This window comes from Nocardiopsis sp. SBT366 (genome assembly GCF_001083815.1).
In the GTDB taxonomy this organism is placed as follows: domain Bacteria; phylum Actinomycetota; class Actinomycetes; order Streptosporangiales; family Streptosporangiaceae; genus Nocardiopsis; species Nocardiopsis prasina.
This window is the reverse complement of record NZ_LAVM01000001.1, coordinates 57,663-83,425: the sequence shown is the minus strand read 5'-3', so window position 1 is coordinate 83,425 and position 25,763 is coordinate 57,663. Positions and strand designations below refer to the sequence as shown.

The following is a 25,763-nucleotide window of genomic DNA, read 5'->3' as shown; positions in this document are numbered from 1 at the left end:
GAGGGCGAACGCTCGTCCGCGTCCGCCCTCCCCCTGTGGTTCCGAGAACCTGAACGCTCCTCTGGGGAGCTCGGGACGCCTAGTTGAAGGAGTCACCGCAGGCGCAGGAGCCGGTCGCGTTGGGGTTGTCGATGGTGAACCCCTGCTTCTCGATGGTGTCCACGAAGTCGATGGTCGCGCCGATGAGGTAGGCGGCGCTGCGGCGGTCGGTGACGACCTCGACACCGTCGAAGTCGGCGACGACGTCGCCGTCGAGGTCGCGCTCGTCGAAGTAGAGCTGGTAACGCAGCCCCGAGCAACCACCGGGCTGAACGCCCACGCGCAGGCGCAGGTCGTCCCGGCCCTCCTGGTCAAGGAGCGCCCGAACCTTGTCGGCCGCACCATCGGTGAGGATGACTCCCTGCGCGGTGGCCTCGCTCTGAACCGTCATGTTGTAAAGCTCCTCTTGAAAGGGGTTGCGGCCGTCTGGCGACCCCGGTCGCTTACCGGATCGGCCCGCGTCGGCGGGTCCAGTCCTCTTCAACGGGTCCCAACGTCGGAGGCCGGTGTGGCATTCCGTCGCGTGGCCGCTGTGTTCGTGCTGGCACCCCGGCCGCACGGTGCACGTGTGGCTCAGGCGACGCACGGGTGTGCTCGTACCTCCAAGGGTAATTTGTCCGGGCCGAGGATGCCATCTCCGGACGGCCCCGCCTCACAGGCCCGGGGCGCCGTAGACCGGGAACCAGCGGGAGCGGTCCTTCTCCATCGGCAGGTCGTCCCCCACAGACGCCTCCACCTGGAGCTCCAGCGCGTTGTCGCGGCGCTGACCGCCCTCGGGGGCGAAGGGGTAGAAGGTGCCCCGCTTGTACAGGTAGACCAGGCCCACGGAACGGCCCCGCGTGTCGGTGAAGCCGACCAGCGAACACAGCAGGGAGGGTCCGTAGCCGTTGGCCTCCAGCGTCGAGTTGACCGCGTGCAGGTCGGTGACCAGGCCGGTGATGTCGGTGTCCACGAGCTCCCCGCCCGAGGGCTCGCCGCCGGTGGCGGCCCCCTGCGCGGCGCCCGGGCGCAGGACCAGCCAGGTGTAGCCGTAGTCGTCGGTGCTCTGCTCCACCGACGGCCCCTCCCCCGCGTTGAGCAGCTCGGTGACGTCGCGTTCGATGTCGGCGAAGGCGGCGCCCTCGGCTGCGCGGAAGGCCACCGACCCCGAACCCGTGGGGGTCAGGCCCACCCCGGCCCGCAGGGTGAGCGCGGCCGAGGGCAGGCCGAAGAGCGCGTCCAGGTCGGGCTTGGCCGGTTCCGAGCGGCCGAGCAGCGTGCGCCAGAAGCTCATGGTGGTGGGTTCCCCTCGTGGGTGGTTCGGTGGGGTCAGGCTCCGCGACCGAGCTGGCGGGAGATGTCGCCGAGCTGGGCCAGGCGCTGCTCGACCGGGGGGTGGGTGGCGATGAGCTGGTTCATGCTGAAGCCCTTCTTCGCGAAGGCCGGGGCGAAGAAGAACGCGTTGAACGGCTCGGCCTGGCGCAGGTCCCGGGTGGGGATCCGGGCCATGTCGCCGGTGATCTTGGACAGGGCGCTGCCCAGTACGGACGGCCGACCGGTCAGGTAGGCGGCGGCGCGGTCCGCGGCGAGCTCACGGTAGCGGGACAGGGCGCGGGTGAGCAGGAAGCTCAGGACCCAGGCGATGGCGCTGACCAGGACGACCAGGAGCGCGACGACCGCCGGGGCGGGGCCGTTGTTGTTGCCGCGTCCGCCGCCCGCTCCGGCGAACATGGCGAAGCGCAGACCGGCCTGGGTGAGGAATCCGGCGACGATGCCGAGGAACCCGGCGATCGTCATCACCATCACGTCGCGGTGGGCGATGTGCGAGAGCTCGTGGGCGACCACCGCCTCCAGCTCCGGGCCGTCCAGGCGGCGCGTCAGCCCGGTGGTGACGCAGATGACGGCCGACTTCTCGTTGTGTCCGGTGGCGAAGGCGTTGGGCACGTCGGTGTCGGCGATGCCCACGCGCGGCTTGGTCATGTCGGCCATGGCGCACAGGCGGTCGACGATGGCGTGCAGGTCGGGCGCCTGCTCGGGGGTGACCTCCTTGGCGCCCATCGCGAACATCGCGATCCTGTCGGAGGAGAAGTAGGAGAACAGGGCGAACGCCGCGACGAGGACCAGCACCAGCCAGACGTTGAGCCCCGCGAGGACCAACCCCACCACGAAGGCGACGTAGACCAGGAACAGCAGAACCATGGTCATGACCATCCGGGCCGTCAGCCCCCGGTCCGGACGGAACTTCGAACCAGCCACGCCGACTCCCTCCCCTGCGGATGTGTCGGAGTGTAGTTCGGGCAGGTGAGAAACGGGTTAAAGCGGGGCACCGAGTGTCCCCACAGCCGCATGACCCCGGACACACTCCGGCCGCCGTGACGAATCACGGCGGCCGGAGTGGAAGAACGCGCACGCGGGAACCGAGACGGGGAGGTCCCTAGCCCGGGATGAGCCCGTCGTCCTGGAGCATCTCCCGTACCTCGTCCATGCTGGCGTCGGCGGGGGGAAGGATGAACTGCGAGGGCTCCAGGGAGTCGGGAGGCAGCGGCTTGCTGTCCTCCCTGACCTTCGCCAGGAGGTCGTGCAGGGCCTTGCGGAACGTGGCCTCGTCACCGGACTCGATCGCTGCCTCCAGGGCGGCGTCGAAGTCGTTGAGCAGGCCCAGGTCTGCGTCGGTGAGGTCGAGCTGACCCTCACCCATGATGCGAACGATCACGAGCCCTCCCGGTTCCCGGCCCCGTTGCCGCCCTCGATCTGGGGGGTGGCGCCGCCACTGCCGCCGCCGAGTTCGAGCTTCATACGCTCCAGCTCGGCCTCGACACCGGTGGTGCTCGCCATCTGGTCGAGCTCGTACTGGATGTCGTCCTTCGGGCCGCTGCCCGTGACGTCGTCCAGCGCGCCGGAGGCGAGGAGCTCGTCCACCGCGCCCGCACGGGCCTGCATCTCGGCGGTCTTGTCCTCCGCCCGCTGCACGGCCATGCCGACGTCGCCCATCTCCTCGGAGATACCGGAGAAGGCCTCGCTGATCTGCGTCTGGGCCTGGGCGGCGGTGTAGGTCGCCTTGATGGTCTCCTTGCGCGTGCGGAAGGCGTCCACCTTCGCCTGCAGGCGCTGGGCGGCCATCGTGAGCTTCTGCTCTTCGTTCTGGAGGTTGGAGTGCTGCTCGCGCAGGCCCTCCATCTGGCTGGTGAGGCCGGAACGGCGGGTGAGCGCCTCGCGGGCGAGGTCCTCACGGCCCTGGGTCAGAGCGGCGCGGCTCTGGGTCTCCAGCTTGCCGGACTGCTGTTCGAGCTGCTGGATCTGGAGCTCTACCCGCTTGCGGGAGGTCGCGACGTCAGCGACACCGCGACGAACCTTCTGAAGCAGTTCGAGCTGTTTCTGGTACGAGTAGTCGAGGGTTTCCCTTGGGTCCTCGACAGAGTCCAGGGCCTTGTTGGCCTTGGACTTGAAGATCATCGAAAGTCGCTGAAACACGCTCATTGGCGTGGCCGTCCCCTTCTCGGTGCGTACATCGGCTGTTCCCAGCGGGCGCTTTGCCCAACCCTACGCGGTCTGGCCCGCGGTCGCCATAAAGCTATGACCGGCTACCCTGAGGGTGTGTTCCGACGTCGCTCCGCTTCCGCAGCCCCGGATTCGACCTCCGCCGAATCCGCCAGCCCTGAGGCCACTGAGGCCACCCAACCTAAGGGATATACGCCCAAGAAGGGTGTGCCCACCCCTAAGCGCAGGGAATCCGTAGGCACCCCGCGCCGACCGGTGAAGGCCCCTGAGACCCGCAAGGAGGCCTACCGCGCCTACCGGGACCGTCTCGAACGTCAACGCGGCACGACCGCCCGGCGTTCCGGTGCTCCCAAGGGAGACGAGAAGTACTTCCGGCAGCAGGACCTCGGCAAGGCCCGCGCGTACGCCCGGGACTTCATCGACTCGCGCCGCAGCGCGAGCGAGTTCTTCCTGCCGTTCTCGATCCTGATCATCGCGCTGCTGTTCATCAACAACCCGGTCTTCCAGGTGGGCGTCGCCTACGTGCTGTGGCCGCTGATGATGGTGACGATCATCGCCGAGGGCGTCATGATCGGCCGCACGGTCAAGCGCCGCGCCACCGAGTACTTCCCGGACGACCCGGCGATCAAGGGCATCGGCATGTACGCCGCGATGCGCCAGCTCCAGTTCCGGCGCCTGCGTCTGCCCAAGCCCCGTCTGAAGGTCGGCGACGACCCCACACCGAGCGGCGTCCGCTGAACCACCGGACGTCCCACATCCCCATCCCCGACGACGTGAGCGGGGCCGGTGACCGCACCGGCCCTTCACTTCGCTCCGAGCCCCGTAGCGCCGGCCGAGGCACCGCCAACTAGAGTGCTCGGCATGGAATTTCGGCATCTTGGCAACAGCGGTCTGATCATCAGCGAGATCGCCTACGGGAACTGGATCACCCACGGCTCCCAGGTCGAGGAGGACACGGCGGCCTCCTGCGTCCGCGCGGCGCTCGACGCGGGCATCACCACGTTCGACACCGCGGACGCCTACGCCCAGGGCAGGGCGGAGGAGGTGCTGGGCCGCGCGCTCAAGGGTCAGCGCCGAGACGGCCTGGAGATCTTCTCCAAGGTCTTCTGGCCGGTGGGCGAGGGCAGGAACGACCGGGGGCTGAACCGCAAGCACGTCATCCGCGGCTGCGAGGACTCCCTGCGCCGTCTGGGCACCGATTACCTGGACCTTTACCAGGCGCACCGTTACGACCACAGCACGCCGCTCGAAGAGACCATGCGGGCCTTCGAGGACCTGGTCCGTCAGGGCAAGGCCCTGTACATCGGCGTCTCCGAGTGGCGCGCCGACCAGATCGAGCGGGCGCTGAAGATCGCCGACGAGATGGGCTTCGACCGGATCGTCTCCAGCCAGCCGCAGTACAACATGATCTGGCGGGTCATCGAGTCCGAGGTCGTCCCGCTCTCCGAGCGCGAGGGCATCGGCCAGCTCGTCTGGTCGCCCATCGCGGGCGGTGTCCTCACCGGCAAGTACAAGCCGGGCCAGGAGCTCCCCAGCGGTTCGCGGGCCAGCGACCCCAAGAGCGAGCGCTTCCTGGCCGACAAGGTCGCGGACCAGGCCCTGCTGGAGCGGGTGCAGCGGCTGGAGCCGCTGGCGGCCGAGGCCGGGCTCACCCTGTCGCAGCTGGCCGTGGCCTGGGTCCTCCAGAACCCCAACGTGTCGGCCGCGATCATCGGCGCCTCCCGTCCCGAGCAGGTCGAGAGCAACGTGAAGGCAGCCGGGGTCAGGCTCGACGCCGCGCTGATGGCCCGGATCGACGAGGTCCTGGGCGACAGCGTGGAGCGCGACCCGGAGCTCACTAAGAGCCCGGACAACATCCGCGGCTAGTACCGCGTCACCGAGGGGCCCGGCGGCCGTGCGGACCGCCGGGCCCCTCGGCCGTCCCACGAACCGGACGCGGTCAGGCGGGTTGGCGCCGCGCGCGGCCGACCTACTCGGTGCCGAGGGGCATCGTGTAGACCTCGTGGTCCTCCTCCAGCAGGGCGACACTGGCCACGCCGCCCTCCGCGAGCTCCGCCCAGTTCTCACCGAGCCAGCTCTCGGCGTCGCCACGCGACGTGAACGACTCGGCCGGTAGTTCCTCCGCCCCCGTCCGGTCACCGTCGACCCCGATGTACCGCCACGTCCACGCCATCTTCGACCGCCCTTCGTCGCCGTTCCACGGTGGGTTCACCGCGATCCTGGTCCGAGCTTAACCAAGCCTTGGTCCACGATGCTGTTTACTTTTCTGGGTGCGTATCCGATTTCTGGGGACAGCGGGTCACACGGGCTGGCCAGCCCCGCAGTGCACCTGCTCGTCCTGCAACAAGGCCCATGCGGAACGCCGCCTACCGCTGCGGGTGACCGTCGACGACCGCTTCCGCCTACGTGAGGAGGGAGCGGTCGGACCGGTCCCGCCCGACTACACGGTGACGACCACACCGGACGGAGCCCTGGTGGAGGGAGCGGACGGCGGCCGTCTGCTGTTCGCCCGCTCCGGACCGGGTCCACTGCCGGGTGGACCGCCCGGCGACGGCCGTCCCTCGGGTTCGTCCGCGTACTCGTCAGCGCCGGCCCAACAGGTGGACATGGTGATCGTGGACGCCGCGCTGCGTCCGGAGGTCGTCGGTGAGCTGCGCCGGTCCGGGGTGATCGGGGTGACCACCGCCGTCGTGGCGGTCGGTGGCGACCACCGGATCCGGTCCCCCGAGGAGTTCGCCCGGCGGGCCCACCTGTGGGGCGTCATGGCCCCCGGGGACGGCACGGTCATGTCGTGTCCGCCCGCGGTCTGGCCGGAGTCCCGCCCGCACGGGCCGTACCGGACCCTGGTCACCGGCGGCGCCCGATCGGGCAAGTCCACCGAGGCCGAACTCCGTCTGCTGACCGAACCCCGGGTGGTCTACGCGGCCACGGGCCCCGTCCCCGACGAAGGGGACCCGGAGTGGGCCGAGCGGGTCGAGCGACACGCGCGTCGGCGCCCCTGGTGGTGGCGGACCGAGGAGACCACCGACCTCGCGTTGCTGCTCAGGCAGGCCAGGGGCGCGGTGCTGATCGACTGCCTGGGGACCTGGCTGACCTGGGTGATGGGCGAGTGCGGGCTCTGGGAGGACCAGCCGCCCGAGGACGCCGAGGAGCGACTGGAGACCGCGATCCACGAGCTGTTGGAGGCCTGGCGTTCGACGCGGGCCTACGTGGTGGCGGTGACCAACGAGGTGGGCTCGGGTGTGGTTCCGCCGACCCGCTCGGGCCGGATCTTCCGCGACCGGCTGGGCCTGTTGAACCAGTGGGTGGGCGCCGAGTCCGAAGCCGTGGTGCTGGCGACGGCGGGGCGCGTGGTGGAGCTCGGGTGAGCGGGGCCGACGCACTGGCCGGGGCGCGGATGGCCGTGGGCACCTTCACGGTGTGGCCGGTGCGTGTGGCGCGTGTGGACCGCGTGGTGGCCGGGTGGGCGATGGTCTGGGCACCCCTGTTGGGAGGGCTGCTCGGCGGGGTCGTCGGCGTCGTCGCGGTGGCGGGCGCGTTGTGGGGCTGGTCCGGGCCGTTGGCGGCGCTGCTCGCGGTGGGGCTGGGGGCACTGCTCACGCGGGGCCTGCACCTGGACGGGCTGGCCGACCTCGCCGACGGCCTGGGCAGCGGGCGCCCGGCGGAGGGCGCGCTGGAGGTGATGCGCCGCTCCGACATCGGCCCGTTCGGGGTGATCACCCTGCTGGTGGCGGTGGGCGCACACGTCCTGGCGCTCGCGCAGCTGGTCGCGGCCTCGCCCTGGGCGGCCGTGGCCGGGGCCGTGGTCGCGGGCGCGACCGGACGGTTGGCGGTGACCCTGGCGTGCACGAGGACGCCCTCCGCGCGTCCCGACGGGCTGGGTGCGCTCGTGGCCGGGACGGTGCGTCCCCTGGGCGCGTCGGTGTGCGCGGCCGGGGTGCTGGCCGCGTGCCTGCTCGGGCTGGCGCACTCCCCCGGGTTCGCCGTGGCCTGCGCGGTGGGCGCGGTGGCCGGATTGGCGGCCGCCGGGGCTCTTCTGTTCCGGGCCGTCCGCCGGTTGGGCGGGGTGACCGGGGACGTCCTGGGCGCCCTGGTGGAGTCGGCCGTGACGGTGGTCCTGCTGGTGACGGCGGCGGCCGCGCGGGGCTGAGCCCTCGGTCAGAGTCCGCGCTGGCGGCGGTTCCACCGTTCCAGGCGGTCGCGCGCCTGTTCCGTGCGGTGGGCGGACGGAGAGGACGCCGTCGATGTCGTCCGCGCGTTGGTGGTCCTCCTTGAGCCGCTCGTACTCCCTCAGGTGGGTCTCGAACTCCGCCACGGGGTCGGTGACGGGCGCCTCGGCTTGGTGGTGACGCTCCCCGTGGCGGCGCGTTCCTCGGTGGCCACCACGTACAGGCCGGGTTCGCCGACGTCCAGCGCGGGTGTGCACGGCCCGCGGGGGCCACGCCTTCGAGGAGGGCGGCCGGGGCCGGGGTCGTGACGGAGACGGCGAACAGGGCCAACTCGACGGTGGCCAGACGGAAGGTCGAAGCGGCGGCGGGACGGAGGCGCCGGAATCCGGCATGTGTTCCTCCCGTGCAGGTCAAGGGCGAGTGAGGGCTCGCGGAAGCGGTCCTGGGACGGCACGGTCCCGCAGCGGCGGCCGGGGTGTCGGGCACTGGGTGGAGGGGCGGCGGCGCACCACTGTGAAGGGGCATGGGCTGCTTCACCTGCCGATTCGCGCGGTCTGGTAGTTTTCCGCGACGGCCGGATGTCGCCATCATCACATTTTTTCACACCGGGTTTCACGCGGTCAGGGCCGGGGAGAGCGCGTTCGGGCGCCGCCGACCGCGTGCGACACCTCCCACGAGGGACCAGAGCCCCCACATGGCGCGGACGGAGGCGCACCCACCCGGGGCCACCGGCGACACCGCGCGACGGCGGGGAGCGCCGCGTCAGGACCCCTGGGGCGTGGGACGCCGCGTCACCGTCGGGGGCGCGGGAGGACTAGCATCGAGGACGTGAGCACGACGTTGTCAGTAAACACGGAGTCCCCCAGTTCGCTCGACGCCGACGCGGTTGTCGTCGGTTACCACTCCGGAGGCGACGCCCCGGAGCCCGCATCGGGCGCTCATAGCGTCGAAGCCGCCTTCTCCGGCGGCCTCGGCTCGACCCTGTCGCTCCTGGGAGCGAGCGGCGCCCCTGAGGAGGTGCACACCATTGCCTCCCTCGGAGCCGTCAGCGCCCCGGTCGTCGTCGCGGTCGGGCTCGGCCCGGCGCCCGCCGACGGTGCCGTCGACCCCGACGTCCTCTCCCGCTCCGCCGGTGCCGCGCTGCGTGCGCTGAGCGCGCGCCCCGAGGGTGCGGGCCGCGTCGTCCTGGCCCTGCCCGCGACCACCGCCGAGCAGGCGGGTGCCGTCGCCCTGGGCGCCGAACTCGGCTGCTACAGCTTCGACCGCTACCGCACCGGCGAGAAGGCGCAGAAGAAGGCCGCGCGCGGCGCCGCCACCCTCACCGTGGTCAGCGAGGCCGACGGTGCCGCCGACGCCGTCGAGCGCGCCGCCGTCCTGGCCGAGGCCGTCTCCTTCACCCGCGACCTCGTCAACACCGCCCCCGCCGACCTCGTCCCCGAGGACCTGGCGTCGGCGGCCCAGGAGATCGCCCAGCAGGCCGAGCTGGAGATCGAGGTCCTGGACGAGCGCGCCCTGTCCGAGGGCGGCTACGGCGGCCTGACCGGCGTCGGTCAGGGCTCGGCCAACCCGCCCCGCCTGGTCCGTCTGGCCTACAGCCACCCCGAGGCCACCAGGAAGGTCGCCTTCGTCGGCAAGGGCATCACGTTCGACTCCGGCGGCCTCTCCCTCAAGCCCGCGGGCTCGATGGACTGGATGAAGTCCGACATGAGCGGCGCCGCCTCCGTGCTCGCCGCCATGCGCGCCATCTCCACCCTGGGCCTGAAGGTCAACGCGGTCGCCTACCTGACCGTGGCCGAGAACATGCCCAGCGGAACGGCCCAGCGCCCCTCCGACGTCCTGAGCATCTACGGCGGCCGGACCGTCGAGGTCCTCAACACCGACGCCGAGGGCCGCCTGGTCATGGCCGACGGCCTGGTCCGCGCCCACGAGGACGAGCCCGACCTCATCGTGGACATCGCCACGCTGACCGGCGCCCAGCTGGTCGCGCTCGGCACCCGCGTGTTCGCGGTCATGTCCAACGACGACGCCGTGCGTGACGAGATCGTCGCCGCCGCCACCGCCGAGGGCGAGGCCTCCTGGCCGATGCCGCTCCCGGCGGAGCTGCGCGCTGGGCTCGACTCCTCGGTGGCCGACATCGCCAACGTGGCGAGCGAGCGCTGGGGCGGCATGCTCTCCGCGGGCGTCTTCCTCCAGGAGTTCATCGAGGAGGGCACCAAGTGGGCCCACCTCGACATCGCCGGGCCCTCCTTCAACCAGGGCGGCCCGCACGGATACACCCCCAAGGGCGGCACGGGTGCGGGTACCCGCACCCTCGTCCGCATCGCCGAGGACTACGCCCGCAAGCAGTAGTCCGGAAGGGCGGGGTGGCGTTCCCGAGCCGGAGCGCCCCCGTCCCCGGCAGCCGGGGGTCCCCGATCGACACACCGCCAGCGGCGGCGGTGGGCCCACGGTCTTCCACCACCCATCACCAGCCACCACAACTAGGAGTTCGTTCCCGTGAGTGAGAGCGGCGGCACCTTCGACCTCGTCGTCCTTGGCGGCGGCAGCGGCGGCTACGCGGCGGCACTGCGCGCCGCGGAGCTGGACATGAGCGTCGTCCTGATCGAGAAGGACAAGCTCGGCGGCACCTGCCTGCACCGCGGCTGCATCCCCACCAAGGCCCTCCTGCACTCGGCCGAGGTGGCCGACACCGCCAAGGAGAGCGAGAACTTCGGTGTCCAGGCCACGTTCGAGGGCATCGACATCGACGCGGTGCACAAGTACAAGGACAAGGTGATCAACGGCCTGCACAAGGGCCTGAGCGGGCTGATCAAGTCCCGCAAGATCACCGTCGTCGAGGGTGAGGGCAAGCTCACCGGCAAGGACGAGGTCACGGTCGACGGCAAGGTCTACAAGGGGAAGAACATCCTCCTGGCGACCGGCTCCAAGCCCAAGACCCTGGGCCTGGAGATCGACGGCGACAAGGTCATGACCAGCGACCAGGCCCTGGGTCTGAACCGCGTCCCCGAGTCCGTCATCGTCCTGGGCGGCGGCGTGATCGGCGTGGAGTTCGCCAGCGTGTGGCGTTCCTACGGCGCCGACGTCACCATCGTCGAGGCCCTCAAGAACCTGGTCCCCGTCGAGGAGGAGTCCAGCTCCAAGCTGCTGGAGCGCGCCTTCCGCAAGCGGAAGATCAAGTCCGAGCTGGGCACCCCGTTCGAGTCGGTCAAGACCACCGACTCCGGCGTGGTCGTCACCCTCCAGGGCGGCAAGACCCTCGAGGCCGAGGTCCTGCTGGTCGCCATCGGCCGCGGCCCGGTCTCCGAGGGCCTGGGCTACGAGGAGCAGGGCGTCACCCTGGACCGCGGCTTCGTCAAGGTCGACGAGAACCTGCACACCGGCGTGGGCAACGTCTACGCGGTGGGCGACCTCATCCCGACCCTCCAGCTCGCGCACGTCGGGTTCGCCGAGGGCATCTTCGTCGCCGAGCACATCGCCGGGCAGAACCCGCCCGCGATCGACTACGACGGTGTTCCCCGTGTCACGTACTGTGAGCCTGAGGTCGCCTCCGTGGGTCTGACCACCAAGGTGGCCAAGGAGCGCGGTCACGACGTCGTCGAGATGAACTACAACCTGGCGGGCAACGGCAAGAGCCAGATCCTCCAGACCCAGGGCGCGGTCAAGGTCATCGCCGAGAAGGACGGCCCCGTGCTGGGCGTCCACATGGTCGGCAGCCGCGTCGGCGAGCTCATCGCCGAGGGCCAGCTGATCTACAACTGGGAGGCCCTGCCCTCCGAGGTGGCGCAGCTGATCCACCCGCACCCGAGCCAGTCGGAGGCGCTGGGCGAGGCGCACCTCGCGCTGGCGGGCAAGCCGCTGCACGTCCACGACTGACCGCTTCACCCCCGGGGGCGGGCCCTCACCGGCCCGCCCCCGCACACATCCGCGCTGCCCATCAAGGCCTGGGCAGGTACCGCGTCCAGATCCAACGAGGAATCCATGCCGACTTCCGTTTCCATGCCCGCCCTGGGTGAGAGCGTCACCGAGGGGACCGTCACCCAGTGGCTGAAGAACGTGGGCGACACCGTCGAGGTAGACGAGCCGCTCCTTGAGGTCTCCACCGACAAGGTGGACACCGAGATCCCGTCCCCGGTGGCCGGAGTGCTCACCAAGATCCTCGTCGACGAGGACGAGACCGTGGAGATCGGCGCGGAGATCGCGATCATCGGCGGCGACGGTGACGGCGCCGACGACGCGGCACCCGCGCCCGAGGCCGCTCAGCCCGAGGCCACCGAGCCTGAGCCTGAGCCCGCCGCCGAGGAGCCCGCCCCGGCTCCCGCCGCCGAGCCCGCCGCGCCGGCCGCCGACTCCGACGGCCCCGGCACCCCCGTGACCATCCCCGCCCTGGGTGAGAGCGTCACCGAGGGCACCATCACCCAGTGGCTGAAGAGCGTCGGCGACACCGTCGAGGAGGACGAGCCGCTCCTCGAGGTCTCCACCGACAAGGTGGACACCGAGATCCCGTCCCCGGTGGCCGGAGTGCTCACCAAGATCCTCGTCGACGAGGATCTTGGTGAGCACTCCGGCCACCGGGGACGGGATCTCGGTGTCCACCTTGTCGGTGGAGACCTCGAGGAGCGGCTCGTCCTCCTCGACGGTGTCGCCGACGCTCTTCAGCCACTGGGTGATGGTGCCCTCGGTGACGCTCTCACCCAGGGCGGGGATGGTCACGGGGGTGCCGGGGCCGTCGGAGTCGGCGGCCGGCGCGGCGGGCTCGGCGGCGGGAGCCGGGGCGGGCTCCTCGGCGGCGGGCTCAGGCTCAGGCTCGGTGGCCTCGGGCTGAGCGGCCTCGGGCGCGGGTGCCGCGTCGTCGGCGCCGTCACCGTCGCCGCCGATGATCGCGATCTCCGCGCCGATCTCCACGGTCTCGTCCTCGTCGACGAGGATCTTGGTGAGCACTCCGGCCACCGGGGACGGGATCTCGGTGTCCACCTTGTCGGTGGAGACCTCAAGGAGCGGCTCGTCTACCTCGACGGTGTCGCCCACGTTCTTCAGCCACTGGGTGACGGTCCCCTCGGTGACGCTCTCACCCAGGGCGGGCATGGAAACGGAAGTCGGCATGGATTCCTCGTTGGATCTGGACGCGGTACCTGCCCAGGCCTTGATGGGCAGCGCGGATGTGTGCGGGGGCGGGCCGGTGAGGGCCCGCCCCCGGGGGTGAAGCGGTCAGTCGTGGACGTGCAGCGGCTTGCCCGCCAGCGCGAGGTGCGCCTCGCCCAGCGCCTCCGACTGGCTCGGGTGCGGGTGGATCAGCTGCGCCACCTCGGAGGGCAGGGCCTCCCAGTTGTAGATCAGCTGGCCCTCGGCGATGAGCTCGCCGACGCGGCTGCCGACCATGTGGACGCCCAGCACGGGGCCGTCCTTCTCGGCGATGACCTTGACCGCGCCCTGGGTCTGGAGGATCTGGCTCTTGCCGTTGCCCGCCAGGTTGTAGTTCATCTCGACGACGTCGTGACCGCGCTCCTTGGCCACCTTGGTGGTCAGACCCACGGAGGCGACCTCAGGCTCACAGTACGTGACACGGGGAACACCGTCGTAGTCGATCGCGGGCGGGTTCTGCCCGGCGATGTGCTCGGCGACGAAGATGCCCTCGGCGAACCCGACGTGCGCGAGCTGGAGGGTCGGGATGAGGTCGCCCACCGCGTAGACGTTGCCCACGCCGGTGTGCAGGTTCTCGTCGACCTTGACGAAGCCGCGGTCCAGGGTGACGCCCTGCTCCTCGTAGCCCAGGCCCTCGGAGACCGGGCCGCGGCCGATGGCGACCAGCAGGACCTCGGCCTCGAGGGTCTTGCCGCCCTGGAGGGTGACGACCACGCCGGAGTCGGTGGTCTTGACCGACTCGAACGGGGTGCCCAGCTCGGACTTGATCTTCCGCTTGCGGAAGGCGCGCTCCAGCAGCTTGGAGCTGGACTCCTCCTCGACGGGGACCAGGTTCTTGAGGGCCTCGACGATGGTGACGTCGGCGCCGTAGGAACGCCACACGCTGGCGAACTCCACGCCGATCACGCCGCCGCCCAGGACGATGACGGACTCGGGGACGCGGTTCAGACCCAGGGCCTGGTCGCTGGTCATGACCTTGTCGCCGTCGATCTCCAGGCCCAGGGTCTTGGGCTTGGAGCCGGTCGCCAGGAGGATGTTCTTCCCCTTGTAGACCTTGCCGTCGACCGTGACCTCGTCCTTGCCGGTGAGCTTGCCCTCACCCTCGACGACGGTGATCTTGCGGGACTTGATCAGCCCGCTCAGGCCCTTGTGCAGGCCGTTGATCACCTTGTCCTTGTACTTGTGCACCGCGTCGATGTCGATGCCCTCGAACGTGGCCTGGACACCGAAGTTCTCGCTCTCCTTGGCGGTGTCGGCCACCTCGGCCGAGTGCAGGAGGGCCTTGGTGGGGATGCAGCCGCGGTGCAGGCAGGTGCCGCCGAGCTTGTCCTTCTCGATCAGGACGACGCTCATGTCCAGCTCCGCGGCGCGCAGTGCCGCCGCGTAGCCGCCGCTGCCGCCGCCAAGGACGACGAGGTCGAAGGTGCCGCCGCTCTCACTCACGGGAACGAACTCCTAGTTGTGGTGGCTGGTGATGGGTGGTGGAAGACCGTGGGCCCACCGCCGCCGCTGGCGGTGTGTCGATCGGGGACCCCCGGCTGCCGGGGACGGGGGCGCTCCGGCTCGGGAACGCCACCCCGCCCTTCCGGACTACTGCTTGCGGGCGTAGTCCTCGGCGATGCGGACGAGGGTGCGGGTACCCGCACCCGTGCCGCCCTTGGGGGTGTATCCGTGCGGGCCGCCCTGGTTGAAGGAGGGCCCGGCGATGTCGAGGTGGGCCCACTTGGTGCCCTCCTCGATGAACTCCTGGAGGAAGACGCCCGCGGAGAGCATGCCGCCCCAGCGCTCGCTCGCCACGTTGGCGATGTCGGCCACCGAGGAGTCGAGCCCAGCGCGCAGCTCCGCCGGGAGCGGCATCGGCCAGGAGGCCTCGCCCTCGGCGGTGGCGGCGGCGACGATCTCGTCACGCACGGCGTCGTCGTTGGACATGACCGCGAACACGCGGGTGCCGAGCGCGACCAGCTGGGCGCCGGTCAGCGTGGCGATGTCCACGATGAGGTCGGGCTCGTCCTCGTGGGCGCGGACCAGGCCGTCGGCCATGACCAGGCGGCCCTCGGCGTCGGTGTTGAGGACCTCGACGGTCCGGCCGCCGTAGATGCTCAGGACGTCGGAGGGGCGCTGGGCCGTTCCGCTGGGCATGTTCTCGGCCACGGTCAGGTAGGCGACCGCGTTGACCTTCAGGCCCAGGGTGGAGATGGCGCGCATGGCGGCGAGCACGGAGGCGGCGCCGCTCATGTCGGACTTCATCCAGTCCATCGAGCCCGCGGGCTTGAGGGAGAGGCCGCCGGAGTCGAACGTGATGCCCTTGCCGACGAAGGCGACCTTCCTGGTGGCCTCGGGGTGGCTGTAGGCCAGACGGACCAGGCGGGGCGGGTTGGCCGAGCCCTGACCGACGCCGGTCAGGCCGCCGTAGCCGCCCTCGGACAGGGCGCGCTCGTCCAGGACCTCGATCTCCAGCTCGGCCTGCTGGGCGATCTCCTGGGCCGCCGACGCCAGGTCCTCGGGGACGAGGTCGGCGGGGGCGGTGTTGACGAGGTCGCGGGTGAAGGAGACGGCCTCGGCCAGGACGGCGGCGCGCTCGACGGCGTCGGCGGCACCGTCGGCCTCGCTGACCACGGTGAGGGTGGCGGCGCCGCGCGCGGCCTTCTTCTGCGCCTTCTCGCCGGTGCGGTAGCGGTCGAAGCTGTAGCAGCCGAGTTCGGCGCCCAGGGCGACGGCACCCGCCTGCTCGGCGGTGGTCGCGGGCAGGGCCAGGACGACGCGGCCCGCACCCTCGGGGCGCGCGCTCAGCGCACGCAGCGCGGCACCGGCGGAGCGGGAGAGGACGTCGGGGTCGACGGCACCGTCGGCGGGCGCCGGGCCGAGCCCGACCGCGACGACGACCGGGGCGCTGACGGCTCCGAGGGAGGCAATGGTGTGCACCTCCTCAGGGGCGCCGCTCGCTCCCAGGAGCGACAGGGTCGAGCCGAGGCCGCCGGAGAAGGCGGCTTCGACGCTATGAGCGCCCGATGCGGGCTCCGGGGCGTCGCCTCCGGAGTGGTAACCGACGACAACCGCGTCGGCGTCGAGCGAACTGGGGGACTCCGTGTTTACTGACAACGTCGTGCTCACGTCCTCGATGCTAGTCCTCCCGCGCCCCCGACGGTGACGCGGCGTCCCACGCCCCAGGGGTCCTGACGCGGCGCTCCCCGCCGTCGCGCGGTGTCGCCGGTGGCCCCGGGTGGGTGCGCCTCCGTCCGCGCCATGTGGGGGCTCTGGTCCCTCGTGGGAGGTGTCGCACGCGGTCGGCGGCGCCCGAACGCGCTCTCCCCGGCCCTGACCGCGTGAAACCCGGTGTGAAAAAATGTGATGATGGCGACATCCGGCCGTCGCGGAAAACTACCAGACCGCGCGAATCGGCAGGTGAAGCAGCCCATGCCCCTTCACAGTGGTGCGCCGCCGCCCCTCCACCCAGTGCCCGACACCCCGGCCGCCGCTGCGGGACCGTGCCGTCCCAGGACCGCTTCCGCGAGCCCTCACTCGCCCTTGACCTGCACGGGAGGAACACATGCCGGATTCCGGCGCCTCCGTCCCGCCGCCGCTTCGACCTTCCGTCTGGCCACCGTCGAGTTGGCCCTGTTCGCCGTCTCCGTCACGACCCCGGCCCCGGCCGCCCTCCTCGAAGGCGTGGCCCCCGCGGGCCGTGCACACCCGCGCTGGACGTCGGCGAACCCGGCCTGTACGTGGTGGCCACCGAGGAACGCGCCGCCACGGGGAGCGTCACCACCAAGCCGAGGCGCCCGTCACCGACCCCGTGGCGGAGTTCGAGACCCACCTGAGGGAGTACGAGCGGCTCAAGGAGGACCACCAACGCGCGGACGACATCGACGGCGTCCTCTCCGTCCGCCCACCGCACGGAACAGGCGCGCGACCGCCTGGAACGGTGGAACCGCCGCCAGCGCGGACTCTGACCGAGGGCTCAGCCCCGCGCGGCCGCCGCCGTCACCAGCAGGACCACCGTCACGGCCGACTCCACCAGGGCGCCCAGGACGTCCCCGGTCACCCCGCCCAACCGGCGGACGGCCCGGAACAGAAGAGCCCCGGCGGCCGCCAATCCGGCCACCGCGCCCACCGCGCAGGCCACGGCGAACCCGGGGGAGTGCGCCAGCCCGAGCAGGCACGCGGCCAGCACCCCGGCCGCGCACACCGACGCGCCCAGGGGACGCACCGTCCCGGCCACGAGCGCACCCAGCCCGTCGGGACGCGCGGAGGGCGTCCTCGTGCACGCCAGGGTCACCGCCAACCGTCCGGTCGCGCCCGCGACCACGGCCCCGGCCACGGCCGCCCAGGGCGAGGCCGCGACCCGCTGCGCGAGCGCCAGGACCTGTGCGCCCACCGCCACCAGCAGGGTGATCACCCCGAACGGGCCGATGTCGGAGCGGCGCATCACCTCCAGCGCGCCCTCCGCCGGGCGCCCGCTGCCCAGGCCGTCGGCGAGGTCGGCCAGCCCGTCCAGGTGCAGGCCCCGCGTGAGCAGTGCCCCCAGCCCCACCGCGAGCAGCGCCGCCAACGGCCCGGACCAGCCCCACAACGCGCCCGCCACCGCGACGACGCCGACGACCCCGCCGAGCAGCCCTCCCAACAGGGGTGCCCAGACCATCGCCCACCCGGCCACCACGCGGTCCACACGCGCCACACGCACCGGCCACACCGTGAAGGTGCCCACGGCCATCCGCGCCCCGGCCAGTGCGTCGGCCCCGCTCACCCGAGCTCCACCACGCGCCCCGCCGTCGCCAGCACCACGGCTTCGGACTCGGCGCCCACCCACTGGTTCAACAGGCCCAGCCGGTCGCGGAAGATCCGGCCCGAGCGGGTCGGCGGAACCACACCCGAGCCCACCTCGTTGGTCACCGCCACCACGTAGGCCCGCGTCGAACGCCAGGCCTCCAACAGCTCGTGGATCGCGGTCTCCAGTCGCTCCTCGGCGTCCTCGGGCGGCTGGTCCTCCCAGAGCCCGCACTCGCCCATCACCCAGGTCAGCCAGGTCCCCAGGCAGTCGATCAGCACCGCGCCCCTGGCCTGCCTGAGCAGCAACGCGAGGTCGGTGGTCTCCTCGGTCCGCCACCACCAGGGGCGCCGACGCGCGTGTCGCTCGACCCGCTCGGCCCACTCCGGGTCCCCTTCGTCGGGGACGGGGCCCGTGGCCGCGTAGACCACCCGGGGTTCGGTCAGCAGACGGAGTTCGGCCTCGGTGGACTTGCCCGATCGGGCGCCGCCGGTGACCAGGGTCCGGTACGGCCCGTGCGGGCGGGACTCCGGCCAGACCGCGGGCGGACACGACATGACCGTGCCGTCCCCGGGGGCCATGACGCCCCACAGGTGGGCCCGCCGGGCGAACTCCTCGGGGGACCGGATCCGGTGGTCGCCACCGACCGCCACGACGGCGGTGGTCACCCCGATCACCCCGGACCGGCGCAGCTCACCGACGACCTCCGGACGCAGCGCGGCGTCCACGATCACCATGTCCACCTGTTGGGCCGGCGCTGACGAGTACGCGGACGAACCCGAGGGACGGCCGTCGCCGGGCGGTCCACCCGGCAGTGGACCCGGTCCGGAGCGGGCGAACAGCAGACGGCCGCCGTCCGCTCCCTCCACCAGGGCTCCGTCCGGTGTGGTCGTCACCGTGTAGTCGGGCGGGACCGGTCCGACCGCTCCCTCCTCACGTAGGCGGAAGCGGTCGTCGACGGTCACCCGCAGCGGTAGGCGGCGTTCCGCATGGGCCTTGTTGCAGGACGAGCAGGTGCACTGCGGGGCTGGCCAGCCCGTGTGACCCGCTGTCCCCAGAAATCGGATACGCACCCAGAAAAGTAAACAGCATCGTGGACCAAGGCTTGGTTAAGCTCGGACCAGGATCGCGGTGAACCCACCGTGGAACGGCGACGAAGGGCGGTCGAAGATGGCGTGGACGTGGCGGTACATCGGGGTCGACGGTGACCGGACGGGGGCGGAGGAACTACCGGCCGAGTCGTTCACGTCGCGTGGCGACGCCGAGAGCTGGCTCGGTGAGAACTGGGCGGAGCTCGCGGAGGGCGGCGTGGCCAGTGTCGCCCTGCTGGAGGAGGACCACGAGGTCTACACGATGCCCCTCGGCACCGAGTAGGTCGGCCGCGCGCGGCGCCAACCCGCCTGACCGCGTCCGGTTCGTGGGACGGCCGAGGGGCCCGGCGGTCCGCACGGCCGCCGGGCCCCTCGGTGACGCGGTACTAGCCGCGGATGTTGTCCGGGCTCTTAGTGAGCTCCGGGTCGCGCTCCACGCTGTCGCCCAGGACCTCGTCGATCCGGGCCATCAGCGCGGCGTCGAGCCTGACCCCGGCTGCCTTCACGTTGCTCTCGACCTGCTCGGGACGGGAGGCGCCGATGATCGCGGCCGACACGTTGGGGTTCTGGAGGACCCAGGCCACGGCCAGCTGCGACAGGGTGAGCCCGGCCTCGGCCGCCAGCGGCTCCAGCCGCTGCACCCGCTCCAGCAGGGCCTGGTCCGCGACCTTGTCGGCCAGGAAGCGCTCGCTCTTGGGGTCGCTGGCCCGCGAACCGCTGGGGAGCTCCTGGCCCGGCTTGTACTTGCCGGTGAGGACACCGCCCGCGATGGGCGACCAGACGAGCTGGCCGATGCCCTCGCGCTCGGAGAGCGGGACGACCTCGGACTCGATGACCCGCCAGATCATGTTGTACTGCGGCTGGCTGGAGACGATCCGGTCGAAGCCCATCTCGTCGGCGATCTTCAGCGCCCGCTCGATCTGGTCGGCGCGCCACTCGGAGACGCCGATGTACAGGGCCTTGCCCTGACGGACCAGGTCCTCGAAGGCCCGCATGGTCTCTTCGAGCGGCGTGCTGTGGTCGTAACGGTGCGCCTGGTAAAGGTCCAGGTAATCGGTGCCCAGACGGCGCAGGGAGTCCTCGCAGCCGCGGATGACGTGCTTGCGGTTCAGCCCCCGGTCGTTCCTGCCCTCGCCCACCGGCCAGAAGACCTTGGAGAAGATCTCCAGGCCGTCTCGGCGCTGACCCTTGAGCGCGCGGCCCAGCACCTCCTCCGCCCTGCCCTGGGCGTAGGCGTCCGCGGTGTCGAACGTGGTGATGCCCGCGTCGAGCGCCGCGCGGACGCAGGAGGCCGCCGTGTCCTCCTCGACCTGGGAGCCGTGGGTGATCCAGTTCCCGTAGGCGATCTCGCTGATGATCAGACCGCTGTTGCCAAGATGCCGAAATTCCATGCCGAGCACTCTAGTTGGCGGTGCCTCGGCCGGCGCTACGGGGCTCGGAGCGAAGTGAAGGGCCGGTGCGGTCACCGGCCCCGCTCACGTCGTCGGGGATGGGGATGTGGGACGTCCGGTGGTTCAGCGGACGCCGCTCGGTGTGGGGTCGTCGCCGACCTTCAGACGGGGCTTGGGCAGACGCAGGCGCCGGAACTGGAGCTGGCGCATCGCGGCGTACATGCCGATGCCCTTGATCGCCGGGTCGTCCGGGAAGTACTCGGTGGCGCGGCGCTTGACCGTGCGGCCGATCATGACGCCCTCGGCGATGATCGTCACCATCATCAGCGGCCACAGCACGTAGGCGACGCCCACCTGGAAGACCGGGTTGTTGATGAACAGCAGCGCGATGATCAGGATCGAGAACGGCAGGAAGAACTCGCTCGCGCTGCGGCGCGAGTCGATGAAGTCCCGGGCGTACGCGCGGGCCTTGCCGAGGTCCTGCTGCCGGAAGTACTTCTCGTCTCCCTTGGGAGCACCGGAACGCCGGGCGGTCGTGCCGCGTTGACGTTCGAGACGGTCCCGGTAGGCGCGGTAGGCCTCCTTGCGGGTCTCAGGGGCCTTCACCGGTCGGCGCGGGGTGCCTACGGATTCCCTGCGCTTAGGGGTGGGCACACCCTTCTTGGGCGTATATCCCTTAGGTTGGGTGGCCTCAGTGGCCTCAGGGCTGGCGGATTCGGCGGAGGTCGAATCCGGGGCTGCGGAAGCGGAGCGACGTCGGAACACACCCTCAGGGTAGCCGGTCATAGCTTTATGGCGACCGCGGGCCAGACCGCGTAGGGTTGGGCAAAGCGCCCGCTGGGAACAGCCGATGTACGCACCGAGAAGGGGACGGCCACGCCAATGAGCGTGTTTCAGCGACTTTCGATGATCTTCAAGTCCAAGGCCAACAAGGCCCTGGACTCTGTCGAGGACCCAAGGGAAACCCTCGACTACTCGTACCAGAAACAGCTCGAACTGCTTCAGAAGGTTCGTCGCGGTGTCGCTGACGTCGCGACCTCCCGCAAGCGGGTAGAGCTCCAGATCCAGCAGCTCGAACAGCAGTCCGGCAAGCTGGAGACCCAGAGCCGCGCCGCTCTGACCCAGGGCCGTGAGGACCTCGCCCGCGAGGCGCTCACCCGCCGTTCCGGCCTCACCAGCCAGATGGAGGGCCTGCGCGAGCAGCACTCCAACCTCCAGAACGAAGAGCAGAAGCTCACGATGGCCGCCCAGCGCCTGCAGGCGAAGGTGGACGCCTTCCGCACGCGCAAGGAGACCATCAAGGCGACCTACACCGCCGCCCAGGCCCAGACGCAGATCAGCGAGGCCTTCTCCGGTATCTCCGAGGAGATGGGCGACGTCGGCATGGCCGTGCAGCGGGCGGAGGACAAGACCGCCGAGATGCAGGCCCGTGCGGGCGCGGTGGACGAGCTCCTCGCCTCCGGCGCGCTGGACGACGTCACGGGCAGCGGCCCGAAGGACGACATCCAGTACGAGCTCGACCAGATGGCGAGCACCACCGGTGTCGAGGCCGAGCTGGAGCGTATGAAGCTCGAACTCGGCGGCGGCAGTGGCGGCGCCACCCCCCAGATCGAGGGCGGCAACGGGGCCGGGAACCGGGAGGGCTCGTGATCGTTCGCATCATGGGTGAGGGTCAGCTCGACCTCACCGACGCAGACCTGGGCCTGCTCAACGACTTCGACGCCGCCCTGGAGGCAGCGATCGAGTCCGGTGACGAGGCCACGTTCCGCAAGGCCCTGCACGACCTCCTGGCGAAGGTCAGGGAGGACAGCAAGCCGCTGCCTCCCGACTCCCTGGAGCCCTCGCAGTTCATCCTTCCCCCCGCCGACGCCAGCATGGACGAGGTACGGGAGATGCTCCAGGACGACGGGCTCATCCCGGGCTAGGGACCTCCCCGTCTCGGTTCCCGCGTGCGCGTTCTTCCACTCCGGCCGCCGTGATTCGTCACGGCGGCCGGAGTGTGTCCGGGGTCATGCGGCTGTGGGGACACTCGGTGCCCCGCTTTAACCCGTTTCTCACCTGCCCGAACTACACTCCGACACATCCGCAGGGGAGGGAGTCGGCGTGGCTGGTTCGAAGTTCCGTCCGGACCGGGGGCTGACGGCCCGGATGGTCATGACCATGGTTCTGCTGTTCCTGGTCTACGTCGCCTTCGTGGTGGGGTTGGTCCTCGCGGGGCTCAACGTCTGGCTGGTGCTGGTCCTCGTCGCGGCGTTCGCCCTGTTCTCCTACTTCTCCTCCGACAGGATCGCGATGTTCGCGATGGGCGCCAAGGAGGTCACCCCCGAGCAGGCGCCCGACCTGCACGCCATCGTCGACCGCCTGTGCGCCATGGCCGACATGACCAAGCCGCGCGTGGGCATCGCCGACACCGACGTGCCCAACGCCTTCGCCACCGGACACAACGAGAAGTCGGCCGTCATCTGCGTCACCACCGGGCTGACGCGCCGCCTGGACGGCCCGGAGCTGGAGGCGGTGGTCGCCCACGAGCTCTCGCACATCGCCCACCGCGACGTGATGGTGATGACGATCGCCGGGTTCCTCGGCATCGTCGCCGGATTCCTCACCCAGGCCGGTCTGCGCTTCGCCATGTTCGCCGGAGCGGGCGGCGGACGCGGCAACAACAACGGCCCCGCCCCGGCGGTCGTCGCGCTCCTGGTCGTCCTGGTCAGCGCCATCGCCTGGGTCCTGAGCTTCCTGCTCACCCGCGCCCTGTCCCGCTACCGTGAGCTCGCCGCGGACCGCGCCGCCGCCTACCTGACCGGTCGGCCGTCCGTACTGGGCAGCGCCCTGTCCAAGATCACCGGCGACATGGCCCGGATCCCCACCCGGGACCTGCGCCAGGCCGAGCCGTTCAACGCGTTCTTCTTCGCCCCGGCCTTCGCGAAGAAGGGCTTCAGCATGAACCAGCTCATCGCCACCCACCCCCCGGTCGAGCAGCGCCTGGCCCAGCTCGGCGACATCTCCCGCCAGCTCGGTCGCGGAGCCTGACCCCACCGAACCACCCACGAGGGGAACCCACCACCATGAGCTTCTGGCGCACGCTGCTCGGCCGCTCGGAACCGGCCAAGCCCGACCTGGACGCGCTCTTCGGCCTGCCCTCGGCCGCGCTCACCCTGCGGGCCGGGGTGGGCCTGACCCCCACGGGTTCGGGGTCGGTGGCCTTCCGCGCAGCCGAGGGCGCCGCCTTCGCCGACATCGAACGCGACGTCACCGAGCTGCTCAACGCGGGGGAGGGGCCGTCGGTGGAGCAGAGCACCGACGACTACGGCTACACCTGGCTGGTCCTGCGCCCGGGCGCCGCGCAGGGGGCCGCCACCGGCGGCGAGCCCTCGGGCGGGGAGCTCGTGGACACCGACATCACCGGCCTGGTCACCGACCTGCACGCGGTCAACTCGACGCTGGAGGCCAACGGCTACGGACCCTCCCTGCTGTGTTCGCTGGTCGGCTTCACCGACACGCGGGGCCGTTCCGTGGGCCTGGTCTACCTGTACAAGCGGGGCACCTTCTACCCCTTCGCCCCCGAGGGCGGTCAGCGCCGCGACAACGCGCTGGAGCTCCAGGTGGAGGCGTCTGTGGGGGACGACCTGCCGATGGAGAAGGACCGCTCCCGCTGGTTCCCGGTCTACGGCGCCCCGGGCCTGTGAGGCGGGGCCGTCCGGAGATGGCATCCTCGGCCCGGACAAATTACCCTTGGAGGTACGAGCACACCCGTGCGTCGCCTGAGCCACACGTGCACCGTGCGGCCGGGGTGCCAGCACGAACACAGCGGCCACGCGACGGAATGCCACACCGGCCTCCGACGTTGGGACCCGTTGAAGAGGACTGGACCCGCCGACGCGGGCCGATCCGGTAAGCGACCGGGGTCGCCAGACGGCCGCAACCCCTTTCAAGAGGAGCTTTACAACATGACGGTTCAGAGCGAGGCCACCGCGCAGGGAGTCATCCTCACCGATGGTGCGGCCGACAAGGTTCGGGCGCTCCTTGACCAGGAGGGCCGGGACGACCTGCGCCTGCGCGTGGGCGTTCAGCCCGGTGGTTGCTCGGGGCTGCGTTACCAGCTCTACTTCGACGAGCGCGACCTCGACGGCGACGTCGTCGCCGACTTCGACGGTGTCGAGGTCGTCACCGACCGCCGCAGCGCCGCCTACCTCATCGGCGCGACCATCGACTTCGTGGACACCATCGAGAAGCAGGGGTTCACCATCGACAACCCCAACGCGACCGGCTCCTGCGCCTGCGGTGACTCCTTCAACTAGGCGTCCCGAGCTCCCCAGAGGAGCGTTCAGGTTCTCGGAACCACAGGGGGAGGGCGGACGCGGACGAGCGTTCGCCCTCCCCCTCTGGGTACCCTTGGCTGGTCCGAACGGGCACGTCCCCCGCATGCCCTGAACAGCTCGTCGGATCGCCCTCGAGCGATCCACCCCGCCAGCAAGGAGCCCACGTCCCGTGCGTATCGCGGTTGCCGGATCCATCGCCACAGACCACCTGATGACCTTCCAGGGTCGGTTCGCCGAGCAGATCATCCCTGAGCAGATCCAGCAGTTGTCCCTCTCCTTCCTCATCGACGAGCTGGACGTGCGCCGTGGCGGCGTCGCGGCCAACATCTGTTTCGGCATGGGCGGCTTCGGTCTGAGCCCGGTCCTGGTCGGTGCCGCCGGCGCGGACTTCGAGGAGTACCGTTCCTGGCTCGACCGCCACGGCGTCGACACCTCGGCGGTGCACATCTCCGAGCTGCGCCACACCGCCCGGTTCGTCTGCACCACGGACCTGGACCAGAACCAGATCGCGTCCTTCTACACGGGCGCGATGGCCGAGGCCCGCAACATCGAGCTCCAGCCGATCTCCGAGCGGGTCGGCGGCCTCGACCTCGTCCTGATCGGCGCCGACGACCCCGCGGCCATGATCCGCCACAGCGAGGAGTGCCGCACCCGCGCCATCCCCTTCGCCGCAGACCCCTCCCAGCAGCTGGCCCGCATGGAGGGCCCGGAGGTGCGCACGCTGATCGAGGGCGCCGCCTTCCTGTTCACCAACGAGTACGAGAAGGCCTTGGCCGAGCAGAAGACCGGCTGGTCCGACGCCGACGTCCTGTCCCGGGTGGGGACGCGCGTCACCACCCTCGGGGCCAAGGGCGCCCGGATCGACCGCAAGGACGAGCCGAGCATCCACGTTCCCTCCGCCGCCGTCGACGAGCTCGTCGACCCCACCGGCATGGGCGACGCCTTCCGCGCGGGCTTCCTGTCCGCCCACTCCTGGGGCCTGCCCCTGGAGCGCGCGGCCCAGGTCGGCAACGCCACCGCCGTGCACTGCCTGGAGGCCGACGGGCCCCAGGAGTACACGCTCACCGGCGCCTCGCTGCTGGAGCGCCTGGAGCGCTCCTACGGTGCCGAGGCCGCCGCAGAGGTCCGCCCCTTCCTGTGACCCGTGTCCGCCCCGGCCGCAAATGGACGCGCTCTGGTCGGGGTGGTACCCCGGAGCCCGTAAAGTGGATGGCTGTGACCCGCACGGGAACTCCCGTGCCCGCCCGGTGCGTCGAAACGCGTGCCGGGTCATTCGCCCGAACCGCTCGCGCCGGGTCACGCGCGGCGGTGGGGAACCCGCTCCGACCCGCACCGCGGGACACCGGGGCTCGGGCGCCCTGAGCGCCTCCCAG

General features: G+C 71.1%; 25 protein-coding genes and 2 pseudogenes. 14 read left to right on the top strand and 13 right to left on the bottom strand.

Features of this window, described 5'->3' with window-relative positions; translation table 11 throughout:
* Positions 1–79 precede the first annotated feature (79 nt).
* The 5 genes from ADX84_RS00395 to ADX84_RS00375 all read right to left on the bottom strand — a co-directional run bounded on the left by ADX84_RS00395 (position 80) and on the right by ADX84_RS00375 (position 3,495).
* Positions 80–430: an iron-sulfur cluster assembly accessory protein gene (locus ADX84_RS00395; RefSeq protein WP_049565618.1), complete on the bottom strand. Its 351-nt coding sequence runs from the start codon at positions 428–430 to the stop codon at positions 80–82.
* Positions 431–691: 261 nt separating this feature from the next.
* Positions 692–1,312, bottom strand: coding sequence for a hypothetical protein (locus ADX84_RS00390; protein ID WP_049565621.1), 621 nt, complete (start codon positions 1,310–1,312; stop codon positions 692–694).
* A gap of 35 nt (positions 1,313–1,347) precedes the next feature.
* A complete protein-coding gene (gene htpX, locus ADX84_RS00385) occupies positions 1,348–2,274 on the bottom strand; it encodes a zinc metalloprotease HtpX (RefSeq protein ID WP_049565624.1) in 927 nt (308 codons plus the stop codon).
* Positions 2,275–2,452: 178 nt separating this feature from the next.
* Positions 2,453–2,731, bottom strand: a complete 279-nt coding sequence (locus ADX84_RS00380; protein ID WP_049565627.1) for a hypothetical protein — start codon at positions 2,729–2,731, stop codon at positions 2,453–2,455.
* Positions 2,728–3,495, bottom strand: coding sequence for a PspA/IM30 family protein (locus ADX84_RS00375; RefSeq protein ID WP_082206223.1), 768 nt, complete (start codon positions 3,493–3,495; stop codon positions 2,728–2,730). The genes ADX84_RS00380 and ADX84_RS00375 overlap by 4 nt, the downstream gene beginning before the upstream one ends.
* Before the next feature lie 96 nt (positions 3,496–3,591).
* On the opposite strand from ADX84_RS00375, the gene ADX84_RS00370 reads away from it, so the two are divergent.
* On the top strand, positions 3,592–4,254 hold the full coding sequence (locus ADX84_RS00370) for a DUF3043 domain-containing protein (RefSeq protein ID WP_049565634.1): 663 nt from the start codon (positions 3,592–3,594) through the stop codon (positions 4,252–4,254).
* 123 nt (positions 4,255–4,377) lie between these two features.
* Positions 4,378–5,382 carry an aldo/keto reductase family protein gene (locus ADX84_RS00365; RefSeq protein WP_049565637.1) on the top strand — a complete coding sequence of 335 codons (1,005 nt, stop codon included), beginning with the start codon at positions 4,378–4,380 and terminating at the stop codon, positions 5,380–5,382.
* 103 nt (positions 5,383–5,485) lie between these two features.
* Here ADX84_RS00365 and ADX84_RS00360 read toward each other — a convergent pair whose 3' ends face one another.
* Positions 5,486–5,689, bottom strand: a complete 204-nt coding sequence (locus tag ADX84_RS00360; protein WP_049565640.1) for a hypothetical protein — start codon at positions 5,687–5,689, stop codon at positions 5,486–5,488.
* A 205-nt stretch (positions 5,690–5,894) separates the two neighbouring features.
* Here ADX84_RS00360 and ADX84_RS00355 point away from each other — a divergent pair, with 205 nt between their 5' ends.
* From ADX84_RS00355 to ADX84_RS25155, 5 genes and pseudogenes are all read left to right on the top strand, one after another.
* Entirely contained in the window at positions 5,895–6,884 is a 990-nt protein-coding gene (locus ADX84_RS00355; protein WP_049565643.1) for a bifunctional adenosylcobinamide kinase/adenosylcobinamide-phosphate guanylyltransferase, read from the top strand.
* Entirely contained in the window at positions 6,881–7,666 is a 786-nt protein-coding gene (locus ADX84_RS00350) for an adenosylcobinamide-GDP ribazoletransferase (protein ID WP_049565661.1), read from the top strand. The genes ADX84_RS00355 and ADX84_RS00350 overlap by 4 nt, the downstream gene beginning before the upstream one ends.
* An 847-nt stretch (positions 7,667–8,513) precedes the next feature.
* Positions 8,514–10,034 carry a leucyl aminopeptidase gene (locus tag ADX84_RS00345; protein WP_082206224.1) on the top strand — a complete coding sequence of 507 codons (1,521 nt, stop codon included), beginning with the start codon at positions 8,514–8,516 and terminating at the stop codon, positions 10,032–10,034.
* Between the two features lie 147 nt (positions 10,035–10,181).
* Positions 10,182–11,558, top strand: coding sequence for a dihydrolipoyl dehydrogenase (lpdA, locus tag ADX84_RS00340; RefSeq protein ID WP_049565652.1), 1,377 nt, complete (start codon positions 10,182–10,184; stop codon positions 11,556–11,558).
* Between the two features lie 105 nt (positions 11,559–11,663).
* Positions 11,664–12,173: pseudogene (locus ADX84_RS25155) on the top strand (biotin/lipoyl-containing protein); the annotation flags it as partial.
* A 42-nt stretch (positions 12,174–12,215) separates the two neighbouring features.
* Here the strand turns inward: ADX84_RS25155 and ADX84_RS25150 are convergent.
* From ADX84_RS25150 to ADX84_RS00300, 5 genes and pseudogenes are all read right to left on the bottom strand, one after another.
* A pseudogene (locus ADX84_RS25150) lies at positions 12,216–12,767 on the bottom strand (biotin/lipoyl-containing protein); the annotation flags it as partial.
* 123 nt (positions 12,768–12,890) lie between these two features.
* A complete protein-coding gene (gene lpdA / locus ADX84_RS00315; RefSeq protein ID WP_049565652.1) occupies positions 12,891–14,267 on the bottom strand; it encodes a dihydrolipoyl dehydrogenase in 1,377 nt (458 codons plus the stop codon).
* Positions 14,268–14,414: 147 nt separating this feature from the next.
* Complete coding sequence (locus tag ADX84_RS00310) at positions 14,415–15,935, bottom strand: leucyl aminopeptidase (protein WP_082206224.1); 1,521 nt, start codon at positions 15,933–15,935, stop codon at positions 14,415–14,417.
* 847 nt (positions 15,936–16,782) lie between these two features.
* Positions 16,783–17,568, bottom strand: a complete 786-nt coding sequence (locus ADX84_RS00305) for an adenosylcobinamide-GDP ribazoletransferase (protein WP_049565646.1) — start codon at positions 17,566–17,568, stop codon at positions 16,783–16,785.
* Positions 17,565–18,554, bottom strand: coding sequence for a bifunctional adenosylcobinamide kinase/adenosylcobinamide-phosphate guanylyltransferase (locus ADX84_RS00300; protein ID WP_049565643.1), 990 nt, complete (start codon positions 18,552–18,554; stop codon positions 17,565–17,567). Before ADX84_RS00300 ends, ADX84_RS00305 begins: the two co-directional genes overlap by 4 nt.
* 205 nt (positions 18,555–18,759) lie before the next feature.
* Here ADX84_RS00300 and ADX84_RS00295 point away from each other — a divergent pair, with 205 nt between their 5' ends.
* Positions 18,760–18,963: a hypothetical protein gene (locus ADX84_RS00295; RefSeq protein WP_049565640.1), complete on the top strand. Its 204-nt coding sequence runs from the start codon at positions 18,760–18,762 to the stop codon at positions 18,961–18,963.
* Positions 18,964–19,066: 103 nt separating this feature from the next.
* Here ADX84_RS00295 and ADX84_RS00290 read toward each other — a convergent pair whose 3' ends face one another.
* Both ADX84_RS00290 and ADX84_RS00285 read right to left on the bottom strand, forming a co-directional pair.
* Positions 19,067–20,071: an aldo/keto reductase family protein gene (locus ADX84_RS00290; protein WP_049565637.1), complete on the bottom strand. Its 1,005-nt coding sequence runs from the start codon at positions 20,069–20,071 to the stop codon at positions 19,067–19,069.
* Between the two features lie 123 nt (positions 20,072–20,194).
* Complete coding sequence (locus tag ADX84_RS00285) at positions 20,195–20,857, bottom strand: DUF3043 domain-containing protein (RefSeq protein WP_049565634.1); 663 nt, start codon at positions 20,855–20,857, stop codon at positions 20,195–20,197.
* A 96-nt stretch (positions 20,858–20,953) separates the two neighbouring features.
* Between ADX84_RS00285 and ADX84_RS00280 the strand changes: the two genes are divergently transcribed.
* The 6 genes from ADX84_RS00280 to ADX84_RS00255 all read left to right on the top strand — a co-directional run bounded on the left by ADX84_RS00280 (position 20,954) and on the right by ADX84_RS00255 (position 25,531).
* Entirely contained in the window at positions 20,954–21,721 is a 768-nt protein-coding gene (locus ADX84_RS00280) for a PspA/IM30 family protein (protein WP_082206223.1), read from the top strand.
* A complete protein-coding gene (locus ADX84_RS00275) occupies positions 21,718–21,996 on the top strand; it encodes a hypothetical protein (protein WP_049565627.1) in 279 nt (92 codons plus the stop codon). Before ADX84_RS00280 ends, ADX84_RS00275 begins: the two co-directional genes overlap by 4 nt.
* A gap of 178 nt (positions 21,997–22,174) precedes the next feature.
* Positions 22,175–23,101 (top strand): zinc metalloprotease HtpX, encoded by a 927-nt coding sequence (gene htpX / locus ADX84_RS00270; RefSeq protein ID WP_049565624.1) that lies wholly within the window; start codon positions 22,175–22,177, stop codon positions 23,099–23,101.
* A gap of 35 nt (positions 23,102–23,136) precedes the next feature.
* Entirely contained in the window at positions 23,137–23,757 is a 621-nt protein-coding gene (locus ADX84_RS00265; RefSeq protein WP_049565621.1) for a hypothetical protein, read from the top strand.
* A 261-nt stretch (positions 23,758–24,018) separates the two neighbouring features.
* Positions 24,019–24,369 (top strand): iron-sulfur cluster assembly accessory protein, encoded by a 351-nt coding sequence (locus ADX84_RS00260; RefSeq protein WP_049565618.1) that lies wholly within the window; start codon positions 24,019–24,021, stop codon positions 24,367–24,369.
* Positions 24,370–24,559: 190 nt separating this feature from the next.
* A complete protein-coding gene (locus ADX84_RS00255) occupies positions 24,560–25,531 on the top strand; it encodes a carbohydrate kinase family protein (protein ID WP_049565615.1) in 972 nt (323 codons plus the stop codon).
* Positions 25,532–25,763: the final 232 nt, after the last annotated feature.

Excerpts from the sequence above, each read along its gene's own strand:
- ADX84_RS00395 (WP_049565618.1), bottom strand. The coding sequence starts at position 430 with ATGACGGTTCAGAGCGAGGCCACCGCGCAGGGAGTCATCCTCACCGAT.
- ADX84_RS00390 (WP_049565621.1), bottom strand. The coding sequence starts at position 1,312 with ATGAGCTTCTGGCGCACGCTGCTCGGCCGCTCGGAACCGGCCAAGCCC.
- ADX84_RS00375 (WP_082206223.1), bottom strand. The coding sequence starts at position 3,495 with ATGAGCGTGTTTCAGCGACTTTCGATGATCTTCAAGTCCAAGGCCAAC.
- ADX84_RS00370 (WP_049565634.1), top strand. The coding sequence starts at position 3,592 with ATGACCGGCTACCCTGAGGGTGTGTTCCGACGTCGCTCCGCTTCCGCA.
- ADX84_RS00365 (WP_049565637.1), top strand. The coding sequence starts at position 4,378 with ATGGAATTTCGGCATCTTGGCAACAGCGGTCTGATCATCAGCGAGATC.
- ADX84_RS00360 (WP_049565640.1), bottom strand. The coding sequence starts at position 5,689 with ATGGCGTGGACGTGGCGGTACATCGGGGTCGACGGTGACCGGACGGGG.
- ADX84_RS00295 (WP_049565640.1), top strand. The coding sequence starts at position 18,760 with ATGGCGTGGACGTGGCGGTACATCGGGGTCGACGGTGACCGGACGGGG.
- ADX84_RS00290 (WP_049565637.1), bottom strand. The coding sequence starts at position 20,071 with ATGGAATTTCGGCATCTTGGCAACAGCGGTCTGATCATCAGCGAGATC.
- ADX84_RS00285 (WP_049565634.1), bottom strand. The coding sequence starts at position 20,857 with ATGACCGGCTACCCTGAGGGTGTGTTCCGACGTCGCTCCGCTTCCGCA.
- ADX84_RS00280 (WP_082206223.1), top strand. The coding sequence starts at position 20,954 with ATGAGCGTGTTTCAGCGACTTTCGATGATCTTCAAGTCCAAGGCCAAC.
- ADX84_RS00265 (WP_049565621.1), top strand. The coding sequence starts at position 23,137 with ATGAGCTTCTGGCGCACGCTGCTCGGCCGCTCGGAACCGGCCAAGCCC.
- ADX84_RS00260 (WP_049565618.1), top strand. The coding sequence starts at position 24,019 with ATGACGGTTCAGAGCGAGGCCACCGCGCAGGGAGTCATCCTCACCGAT.